The sequence below is a fragment of the Nioella sediminis genome (assembly GCF_001879695.1).
Classification (GTDB): domain Bacteria; phylum Pseudomonadota; class Alphaproteobacteria; order Rhodobacterales; family Rhodobacteraceae; genus Nioella; species Nioella sediminis.
Map to the genome: position 1 here is coordinate 1 of NZ_MNBL01000166.1, position 10,507 is coordinate 10,507.

The 10,507-nt window shown below is 63.6% G+C and carries 10 protein-coding genes; 5 read left to right on the top strand and 5 right to left on the bottom strand.

Going from position 1 to position 10,507, the window contains the following annotated elements:
- A partial coding sequence (locus tag BKY26_RS20335; protein ID WP_211268011.1) for a C40 family peptidase occupies positions 1-350 on the top strand: 350 nt, incomplete at its 5' end.
- A gap of 7 nt (positions 351-357) precedes the next feature.
- Here BKY26_RS20335 and bhcD read toward each other — a convergent pair.
- The 4 genes from bhcD to bhcA form a co-directional block, all read right to left on the bottom strand.
- Complete coding sequence (bhcD, locus tag BKY26_RS18370; RefSeq protein ID WP_071691833.1) at positions 358-1,323, bottom strand: iminosuccinate reductase BhcD; 966 nt, start codon at positions 1,321-1,323, stop codon at positions 358-360.
- A 71-nt stretch (positions 1,324-1,394) separates the two neighbouring features.
- Positions 1,395-2,558, bottom strand: coding sequence for a 3-hydroxy-D-aspartate aldolase BhcC (gene bhcC / locus BKY26_RS18375; protein ID WP_071691834.1), 1,164 nt, complete (start codon positions 2,556-2,558; stop codon positions 1,395-1,397).
- Between the two features lie 12 nt (positions 2,559-2,570).
- A complete protein-coding gene (gene bhcB / locus BKY26_RS18380) occupies positions 2,571-3,545 on the bottom strand; it encodes a beta-hydroxyaspartate dehydratase BhcB (RefSeq protein WP_071691835.1) in 975 nt (324 codons plus the stop codon).
- An 11-nt stretch (positions 3,546-3,556) separates the two neighbouring features.
- Complete coding sequence (bhcA, locus tag BKY26_RS18385; protein ID WP_071691836.1) at positions 3,557-4,747, bottom strand: L-aspartate--glyoxylate aminotransferase BhcA; 1,191 nt, start codon at positions 4,745-4,747, stop codon at positions 3,557-3,559.
- A 216-nt stretch (positions 4,748-4,963) separates the two neighbouring features.
- On the opposite strand from bhcA, the gene BKY26_RS18390 reads away from it, so the two are divergent.
- On the top strand, positions 4,964-5,782 hold the full coding sequence (locus BKY26_RS18390) for an IclR family transcriptional regulator (RefSeq protein WP_071691837.1): 819 nt from the start codon (positions 4,964-4,966) through the stop codon (positions 5,780-5,782).
- On the opposite strand, the gene hemP is transcribed toward BKY26_RS18390, so the two are convergent.
- On the bottom strand, positions 5,783-5,944 hold the full coding sequence (gene hemP, locus BKY26_RS18395; protein WP_071691838.1) for a hemin uptake protein HemP: 162 nt from the start codon (positions 5,942-5,944) through the stop codon (positions 5,783-5,785).
- A 294-nt stretch (positions 5,945-6,238) separates the two neighbouring features.
- Here hemP and tig point away from each other — a divergent pair, with 294 nt between their 5' ends.
- The 3 genes from tig to BKY26_RS20535 all read left to right on the top strand — a co-directional run.
- Positions 6,239-7,564 (top strand): trigger factor, encoded by a 1,326-nt coding sequence (tig, locus tag BKY26_RS18400; protein ID WP_071691839.1) that lies wholly within the window; start codon positions 6,239-6,241, stop codon positions 7,562-7,564.
- A gap of 360 nt (positions 7,565-7,924) precedes the next feature.
- Positions 7,925-8,095, top strand: coding sequence for a hypothetical protein (locus BKY26_RS20340; protein ID WP_158514367.1), 171 nt, complete (start codon positions 7,925-7,927; stop codon positions 8,093-8,095).
- Positions 8,096-8,265: 170 nt separating this feature from the next.
- On the top strand, positions 8,266-10,507 hold a 2,242-nt coding region (locus BKY26_RS20535; protein WP_193600210.1), incomplete at its 3' end, for a hypothetical protein.

Consider the following 10,507-nt stretch of genomic DNA (forward strand, 5'->3'; position numbering starts at 1 on the left):
ATACCGATGCGGTGGTGGCCCTGCGCCCGCGCGCGGGCGACCGGGCCCGGGCCTTATCGCGCGGCATGGCGCAGATGGGCACGCCGTTTGACATGCGGTTCGACGCGGGCGACCCGTCGGAGCTGTTCTGCGCCGAGTTGATCGCGCTGATGTTCGCCGAGGCCGAGCTGCCCCGCACCCCGGTGCCGGGGCGCGAGACGATCCTGATCGACGCGATTGTGGCGGGTGCGTTGACGAGCGATCTGCCCTTCGATCTGGTGGGCTATGTCGAGGCGACGCCAGGGGGAGGGGCTCGTGTTGCGTCGGTCCGGGATCTGGCCTGGGACTTGCGCCGGAACTGGCCAGAGTGAGCTGCGCTTACAGGTCGACTTCGATGGCGACACCCTTTTCGACCGCCAGATCGACCAGGGCGGCGGAAACCGCCAGATCCTGAAGGCCGACACCGGTTCCGTCAAACAGCGTGATTTCATCCGCCGAGTGGCGTCCCGGATGGCTGCCGTTGATCACCGCGCCGATCTGGGAAACATCGGCTTCCGTGATCAGCCCCGCGGCAATCGCGTGCTGGCATTCACCGATGGAAATCGACTGCGCCACTTCATCCGTGAATAGCGTGGCGCGCGCGACCAGGTCGGCGCTGGCTTCCTGTTTGCCCTTGGTGTCGGTGCCCATGCAGGCGATATGTGTGCCGGGACTGACATGGTGTTCCAGCAGGATCGGGGCGAAGCTGGAGGTGATCGTGATGATCACGTCGGCCTCAGCCAGCCCGTCAAGGTCGACCGCCTCGAAGGGCAGGCCCGCCTCGGCGGCGACCTTTTCCAGATTGGCCAGCATCTCGGGGTGATAGTTCCAGCCGATCACCTTCTCGAATGGACGCTGCTCCAGTGCGGCGCGCAGCTGGAAGCCGGCCTGATGACCGGCGCCGACCATGCCCATCACGCGGGCATCTTTGCGGGCCAGATGGTTGATCGACACCGAGGACGCGGCAGCGGTGCGCAGAGCGGTGGAGTAGTTGCCGCCCACCATGGCGCGCACCATGCCGGTATCAGGATCGAACAGGAAAACGGTGGACTGGTGGTTGATGATGCCATGCGTGTCCAGATTGTGGGGCCAGTAGCCCCCGGCCTTGAGGCCAAGCGATCCGCCGACGCGGTCAAAGCCGCCCTTGAAGCCATAGAGCGCATCTTGATGGCCGATGGATTCGCGGATGACGGGGAAGTTGTAGGCATCGCCCGACGCCATGGCGGCAAAGACGTTTTCGACCGCCTTGTAAGAGGCGTCGCGCGTCAGCAGGTCGGGGATTGCGCGTTCTGGAACGATGATCATGGCAGGCACTTTCTCGGGAATGGGTGCGGGGCCGGTCGGGCCGGCCCCGTCTAAGTCGCTATGGGCAGAGATCAGAACGCCTTGCCACGGGCGGAGACGGGCCAGAGCGCTTCGACCTTGCCGTTCCGAACGCCCACATACCAATCATGGACATTGCAGGTCGGGTCGCAATGGCCGGGCACCAGCCGCAGCTTGTCGTTGACCTTAAGCACGCCTGCGGGGTCGCTGACGACGCCATGTTCGTCAGAACACTTCACGTATTCCACATCATCGCGCCCGAAGACGACCGGCAGCCCGCTATCAACCGACTGCGCTTTCAACCCTGCGTCCACAATCGCCTTGTCGGCCTTGGCGTGGCTCATGACGCTTGTCAGGATAAACAGCGCGTTTTCCCATTCGCCCCGGTCGATGCGCTGGCCGTTTTCATCGAGGATACGACCGTAATCGGCATCCATGAAGGCGTAGGACCCGCATTGCAGCTCATTATAAACGCCTGAATTGCTTTCGAAATAATAGGACCCGGTGCCGCCGCCAGACACAAGTTCCGGCTCCAGCCCGTTTGCCTTCAACCCCTGCACGGCATCCTCGACCATGGCAATCGCGGCATCCAGCTTGGCCTTGCGGTCCGCGTAGCTGTCCATGTGCTGCATGGCGCCCTGATAGGCCTGAATGCCGGTGAATTTCAGCCCCGGCGCGGCGTCCACGGCCTTGGCGATGGCCACCACATCCTGCGTGGTCGTCACGCCGCAGCGCCCGGCGCCGCAGTCGATCTCGACGAAGACCTCAAGCTCGGTGCCATGCTTTTCCGCCGCCGCCGACAGCTCCGCCACATTGTCCAGATCGTCCACGCAAACGATGATCCGGCTGCCCAGTTTCGGCAGCCGTGCCAGACGGTCGATCTTGGCCGGGTGACGCACCTGATTTGACACCAGCACATCCTTGATGCCACCGCGCACGAACACCTCGGCCTCGCTGACCTTCTGGCAACAGACGCCGACAGCGCCGCCCAGGCTTTCCTGCAGCTTCTGCACATCCACGGATTTATGCATCTTGCCATGGCTGCGATGGCGCATGCCGTGGGCCTTGGCGTAGTCGCCCATCTTCTTCACGTTGCGTTCCAGCGCGTCGAGATCGAGGATCAGGCAGGGCGTCTGGATATCGGCCTCGTTCATGCCGATGGCAGCGGGGATGTCGTATCCGACCTCATACTGGTCGAGGGAAACGGGTTTGTTCATGGTGCTTACTCCTTAGCCCTTGATCCAGGGCAGCTTGTCCAGATCGACGTTGCCGCCGGTGATGATGACACCGACGCGCTTGCCGGCATAGACGTCTCGGTTCTTCAAAATCGTCGCGAGCGGCACGGCGCTGGAGGGTTCCATCACCACGCGCAGCGCCTTCCAGGTCAGTTTCATTGCGTCGATGATCTCCTGCTCGCTGGCGGTCTGCACATCGGTCACGAAGCGGGACACGAAATGCCAGGTGTTTTCCTTCAGCGGCACTTTCAAACCGTCGGCGATGGTTTCGGGCGCGTCATCGGCGATGATGTGACCGGCGCGGAAGCTGCGGGCGGCGTCGTCGGCCTGTTCCGGTTCCGCCGCATAGATCGCGGTTTCGGGCGCGACGCTCGACAGCGTCAGGCAGGTGCCCGAGATCATGCCGCCGCCGCCAATGGGGGCCACGACCGCATCAAGCCCGCCGGTTTGATCCAGCAGTTCCGCCGAACAGGTGGCCTGACCCGCGATCACGCGCGGATCGTTATAGGGATGGACGAACTCGCCCCCGGTGCGCGCCTGAACCTCGGCAAAAACCGCCTCGCGGCTGCTGGTCGAGGGCTCGCATTCGGTGATGATGCCGCCGTAACGGCGCACGGCGTCCTTCTTGGCCTGAGGCGCGGTGCGCGGCATGACCACGTTGCAGGGAATGCCCCGCCGCCCCGCCGCGTAAGAGAGCGACAGCGCGTGATTGCCGGAGCTGTGGGTGCAGACGCCCGCCTCGGCCATGTCCTCAGACAGCCCAAAGACCGCGTTGCAGGCGCCCCGCACCTTGAAGGCCCCGGCCTCCTGCAGGTTCTCACATTTGAAGAACAGCTCGGCCCCGGTCAGGTCGTTCAGGAATTCCGACTGCAAGACCGGCGTCCGGCGGACATGGGGCCTGATCCGCTCATGCGCCGCGCGCATGTCGTCGATGGTCAGGGTGTCTACGGCTGTGGTTGCGTCCAGCATCTTGGGCCTCCTTATGCTGCCGATTTCAGGGTGCCGGCCCGGTTGGCGCGGAAATACTCCTGCGCTGCCGAAACGCCGGAGCCGAGCGTGATCGGATAGTCCAGATCCGCCATCGCCATCTCGATCGTCGCCAGCCCCGACAGCACCATGACATCGGTCAGGCTGCCCAGATGGCCGATGCGGAAGGCCTTGCCGTTCATCTGCCCCAGCCCGATGCCGAAGCTGACGCCATAGGCGTTGAAGGCATGGTCGGTCAGGGCGTTGCTGTCGAAGCCATCCGGCACATAGATCGCGCTGACGGTGTCGGAATAGAGGTCTGGCGACTGCGCGACCAGCTTCAACCCCCAGGCATCGACGGCCCGACGCACGCCCTCGGCCAGCCGATGGTGGCGGGCATAGACATTCTCCAACCCTTCCTCGAACAGCATCTTCAGGCTTTCGCGCAGACCGTAGATCAGTTGCAGGGGCGGGGTATAGGGGAAGCCGCCCGAGGCATTGGCCTTCATCATGTCGCGGAAGTCAAAGAAGGTGCGGGGCAGGGTGGCCGTGTCCATCGCCGCCAGCGCCTTGGGGCTGACGCAGAGGATCGCCATGCCGGTGGCCAGCATGAACCCTTTCTGAGACCCGGACACCGCGATATCCACGCCCCAGGCGTCGAACTCGAAGGGCATCGAGGCGAGCGAACTGACGCAATCGACGAAAAGCATCGCGGGATGGCTGGCCGCATCCATCGCCCGGCGCACGGCGGCAATGTCCGAGACGACGCCGGTTGCGGTTTCGTTATGGGTAACCAGAACGGCCTTGATCTTGTGGGCGCTGTCGGCGGTCAATGCGGCCTCGAACGCATCGGCGGGCGCCCCTGCGCCCCAATCGCAGTCGATCACCTGAACCTCCAGCCCGTGGCGCTGGCACAGGTCGATCCAGCGATGGCTGAACATGCCGTACCGTGCGACAAGAACCCGGTCGCCGGGCGACAACGTGTTGGTGACCGAGGCCTCCCACCCACCAGTGCCGCTGGCGGGGAAGGTGATGATTGTGCCCTCCGTGCTGCCGAACACACGCTTCGTGTCCTCCAGCACCGGGGCGAAGGTCTCGACGAAATCGGGCGCGCGGTGATCCTGCGTCTGCACATGCATCGCAAGGCGCAGCCGGTCGGGCATGTTGGTGGGGCCGGGAATGAAGATCGGGTTCTGGTTCGACATGGGGGTATCCTCCGCTATGCCCACAAGATCGGGCACGGCGCAGGGTTTTGCAATTTTCTCAGAAAAGGTTTTTGAAGGGGATGAGAGGCACACAAACCATTTGTATTACATGGGAAATTATTTATCGCAAAAAATGGAAAATAATTCCATAATGTAGGGAAGGGGTGCCACGCGCGCCTCACACCACCCGGATTCGCACCCCAGAAAGGCCCCGATATGGCAGATCAGAAACGCGCCCGCGGGCGGCCCAAGTCGCAGTTCAGGGAAAGCTCTGCCAGTACGCTCAATTCGCTCGACCGGGCGCTCGGGCTGCTGACCACGCTGGCGCAGGCGGAACGGGCGACGCTGACCGATCTGGCGCTGTCGGCGGGCGTGCCCACGGCCACCACGCACCGCATCCTGACCACCCTGCAAAAACGCGGTTTCGTCAGTTTCGACGAGGACCGTCAGGACTGGATGATCGGGCTTGAGGCCTATCGCACCGGCGTCTCTTACCTCTCACGCAACGGCATCGTGGAGGCGGGGCAGGTGATCCTGCCGCAGCTCATGCGCGAAACGGCAGAGACCGCGAACCTTGCCGTGCCCGACGGGGCCGAGGTGGTCTTTGTCGGGCAGGTGGAAACCAAGAACCCGGTGCGCGCCTTCTTCCCGCCCGGCGCGCGCACCCCGATGCACGCGTCTGGCACCGGCAAGGCGATTCTGGCGGCGATGGCAGAGGATCAGGCGCAGAAGCTCTTGCAGGGGGCGGGGTTGCAGCGGTTCACCGAGAACACGCTGGCGACCCCCGCTGCCCTGTTCGAAGACCTCGCGCTGACCCGCGCGCGCGGTTTTTCCTTTGATCGGGAGGAACGGTTCGAGGGCATGTCCTGCGTGGGGGCCGCGATCTTCGATGAAAACGGGTTGCCCTGCGCAGGCGTTTCGGTCTCTGGCCCCGATGCGCGGTTTGATGCGGGCAGCGTGGCAGGGTTCGGCGCCGCCGTTGCCCGTGCGGCGCGAGAGATCACCCGGATCAGCGGCGGGCGCATGCCCGGCTGATCACTTGGTGAGCAGCAGCTTGCCCGCCCGCGTCAGGCGCAAGGTGTAGACCTGATCCTCCAGCGCGATATAGGCGACGCGGCTGTCGCCGAGCAAGTCATCGGCACTGTGGACCGGCGCGGATTGGGCCAGGCTTTGGGGCAGGGGGATCTGGGCGGTCATCTTGGGGCACTCCTGTTTCCGGGCAGCTCGAATGCTGCGTCTGTCGCGGTTCCTGTTGGCGTCAGTGGCTGCGGGAGGCTGGCTGGTGACGCGCTTAATCTGATTAAAAGAGTCGGATATGTCAAGCCCGACTCGGCGCCAAGAAAATCAGGAATGCGCGGGATTCCCCGTCATTCGGGCCATCGGCCCCGGCTTTGGGCTTGCATGCCCGCCCCCGCCACCCTAGAAGGCCACAGATTTTCTTATCCCGTCGCGTCCCCATGGATGCCACGGGCCCGGCGAACGAGGAAAAACATGCAGGTCAATGAGACCCTGAACGAAGGGCTGAAGCGCGGTTACGAGATCACGATCACCGGGGCCGAGCTGGAAGCCAAAGTCAACGAGAAGCTGGAAGAGGCCCGCCCCGAAGTGGCGATGAAGGGCTTCCGCAAGGGCAAGGTGCCGATGGCGCTGCTGAAAAAGCAGTTCGGCCCCCGCGTCATGGGCGAAGCCATGCAGGAATCCGTCGATGGCGCCATGCAGGCCCATCTGGAGGAATCCGGTGACCGCCCGGCGATGCAGCCCGAGGTGAAGATGGTCAATGAGGACTGGAAAGAGGGCGACGATGTGGTCGTCTCCATGTCCTATGAAAAGCTGCCCGAAATCCCCGAGGTCGACTACAAGGCGCTGAGCCTTGAGAAACTTGTCGTCGCCCCGGCAGAGGATGACGTTCAGGACGCGCTGAAGAACCTGGCCGAGTCGGCGCAGAACTTCGCCACCAAGAAGGGCAAGGCCGCCGATGGCGATCAGGTCGTGATCGACTTCGTCGGCAAGGTTGACGGCGAAGCCTTCGAAGGCGGATCGGCTGAGGATTACCCGCTGGTTCTGGGCTCCAACAGCTTCATCCCCGGTTTCGAGGAACAGCTGGTCGGCGTGAAAGCCGGTGAAGAGAAGGCCGTCGAGGTCTCCTTCCCCGAGGAATACGGCGCCGAGCATCTGGCCGGCAAGGCCGCTGTCTTTGACTGCACCGTCAAGGAAGTGAAGAAGCCCGTCGCCGCCGAGATCGACGATGAGCTGGCCCAGAAATACGGTGCCGAAGACCTCGCCGCGCTGAAAGGCCAGATCGAAGAGCGTCTGAAGGCCGAATATGCCGGTGCGGCCCGCGCGGTCATGAAGCGCAAGCTTCTCGATCAGCTGGATCAGGCGGTGAAATTCGACCTGCCGCCCTCGCTGGTCGAGGCTGAAGCCAAGCAGATCGCGCATCAACTGTGGCACGAGGAAAACCCCGACGTTCAGGGCCACGATCACCCCGAGATCGAGCCGACCGACGAACATAACGGTCTGGCCGAACGCCGCGTGCGCCTTGGCCTGCTGTTGGCCGAGCTTGGTCAGAAGAACGAGGTTCAGGTTTCTGACGCCGAGATGACCCAGGCGATCATGAACCAGGCGCGTCAGTATCCGGGCCAGGAACGTCAGTTCTTCGAGTTCATCCAGCAAAACCAGGCCGCTCAGCAGCAGCTGCGCGCGCCGCTGTTTGAAGACAAGGTCGTCGATTTCGTCTTCGAAATGTCCTCCGTGACCGAAAAAGAGGTCACCAAGGACGAGCTTCAGGCGGCTGTCGAGGCGCTGGAAGAAGAATAATCCCGACCCAACTGGGCCGAAACAAGGGGCTGCGCTACGGCGCGGCCCTTTTCTTGTTGCGATTTGATGCGCGCAAAGCCCCGATTGGGAAACAATATTTTTGCCAAATGGTCCGAGTTTTCATTGGCCATGCCGCGCATAACCCGGTTATGCTTTGCTCGAGCCATAATCCTGTGCCATGCTGGTGACGATTTTTTTGAACCTTTAGCGCCGCTTGCGGCACCTACACCCAGATGGGCACGCGTCCCGTCGCACGTCGGAAAGCGGATTCGGCCCGCCATAGGCCTGACCGGTTTCACAGGTGAAACGGCCCAAGCGGCCCCCGAATGTGCTGTAGGGAACCAAAGGGAGGAAACGGACATGCGATCGGTTCTGCCGATGAACATGATCCATACGGGACTGCTTCCAGCCATCGCGGCAGGTCTCTTTATCCTTGTTCATATCCTCGCCGCCCCCCTGATCCGTCTTGATGCACGACCCGTTCCGGTCCGCGCCACGCGCGATCACCACCCGACCCGGAGGCCGCGATGATCCGGGAATGCCAATCAGTTTTTGCGAATGACAGAGGCGCGCGCCGCCTCTGTTCAACGGTCCTGTCCGAACGGGCAGGGCCGAGCCGGTCGGAAAAGATCATGACCGCCCGGCGCTTTGGGACACATTCTGTTCATGATCATCACCCCCGTATCTTTGGAGGAAAACCCGTGAGATACCTAGCAACGGCCGCATTCGGCCTCATCGCCATGACGACGGCGGCGGCAGCCTGTCCGACATATAGTCAGACCGGCGCCAGCTATACCTATACCGGAGATCAGCTCTATACGCCGCAAAGCTTCGGCGTTGTGGCCGGTGGACAGAACAACATTGCCAACTGTGGCGTGCCGGGCGTGAACCGCACCGGCTGGGTCACCAGCGCACCCGATTTCAGCTTCTACCTGTCGGGCATGGACCAGTATTACCTCGTGGCCGATGTGGTCAGCCAGTGTGATGCCGTCCTGCTGGTGAACACCGCGAACACCACCTGGATGTTCGACGACGATTCCAACGGCAACCTTGACCCGCGCCTGGAAATCCGTGGCGCCAACAATCTCAATGGCCGTCTTGACGTCTGGGTGGGCACTTATAACGGCACCTATTGCGACGCGACGCTGAACATGGAAACTTGGTACGCGCAGGCCCCTGCACCCGCTCCGGCCCCTGGCGGCGGTGGCTTCCAGCCCGCACCTGCCCCCGCACCGGCCCCGGCCCCGACGCCCGCACCGGCCCCGCAGCCCGCTGGCGGATGCCCGACCTGGGCGCAGCCCGGCCAGATGGTCTACATCACCGGCCAGCAGCTCTACAGCCCGACCAGCTATAACGTGCAGGCCGGTGGCAACACGAACATCTCGTCCTGTGGCGTGGGTGGTCGTGGCTATGCCAACCCGACCCCGCATTATTCCTACATGCTGTCGGGGATGGAGAACTACGGCCGTCTGGAAATCGAAGTGACCAGCGCGTCCTGCGACACCACGCTTCTGGTGAACACGCCGGATACCACCTGGTATTTCGACGATGACAGCCGGGGCAACCTGCAGCCGCTGCTGAACATCCCGTCCTCGGCGTCGCTGAACGGTCGTCTGGATCTGTGGGTGGGCACCTATAGCGGCAACTCCTGCCCGGCCACGGTTGAGCTGGAAACCTGGCACAACGCCGCGACTCCGGCACCGGCCCCCGCACCGGCCCCGGCCCCGACGCCCGCACCGGCCCCGCAGCCCGCTGGCGGATGCCCGACCTGGGCGCAGCCCGGCCAGATGGTCTACATCACCGGCCAGCAGCTCTACAGCCCGACCAGCTATAACGTGCAGGCCGGTGGCAACACGAACATCTCGTCCTGTGGCGTGGGTGGCCGTGGCTATGCCAACCCGACCCCGCATTATTCCTACATGCTGTCGGGGATGGAGAACTACGGCCGTCTGGAAATCGAAGTGACCAGCGCGTCCTGCGACACCACTCTGCTGGTGAACACGCCGGACACCACCTGGTATTTCGACGATGACAGCCGGGGCAACCTGCAGCCGCTGCTGAACATCCCGTCCTCGGCGTCGCTGAACGGTCGTCTGGATCTGTGGGTGGGCACCTATAGCGGCAACTCCTGCCCGGCCACGGTTGAGCTGGAAACCTGGCACAACGCCGCGACTCCGGCACCGGCCCCCGCACCGGCCCCGGCCCCGACGCCCGCACCGGCCCCGCAGCCCGCTGGCGGATGCCCGACCTGGGCGCAGCCCGGCCAGATGGTCTACATCACCGGCCAGCAGCTCTACAGCCCGACCAGCTATAACGTGCAGGCCGGTGGCAACACGAACATCTCGTCCTGTGGCGTGGGTGGCCGTGGCTATGCCAACCCGACCCCGCATTATTCCTACATGCTGTCGGGGATGGAGAACTACGGCCGTCTGGAAATCGAAGTGACCAGCGCGTCCTGCGACACCACTCTGCTGGTGAACACGCCGGACACCACCTGGTATTTCGACGATGACAGCCGGGGCAACCTGCAGCCGCTGCTGAACATCCCGTCCTCGGCGTCGCTGAACGGTCGTCTGGATCTGTGGGTGGGCACCTATAGCGGTACGTCCTGCCCGGCCGTGGTGGAACTGGAGACCTGGCACAACGCCGCGACTCCGGCCCCTGCGCCGACTCCGACCCCGACGCCCGCACCCGCTGGTGGATGCCCGTCCTGGCAGCAGCCCGGTCAGATGATCTACATCACCGGCCAGCAGCTCTACAGCCCGACCAGCTACAACGTGCAGGCCGGTGGCAACACCAACATCTCGTCCTGTGGCGTGGGTGGCCGTGGCTATGCCAACACCATCCCGCACTACTCGTTCATGCTGTCCGGTATGGAAAGCTATGGCCGCCTCGAGATCGAAGTGACCAGCGCCTCCTGTGACACCACGCTTCTGGTGAACA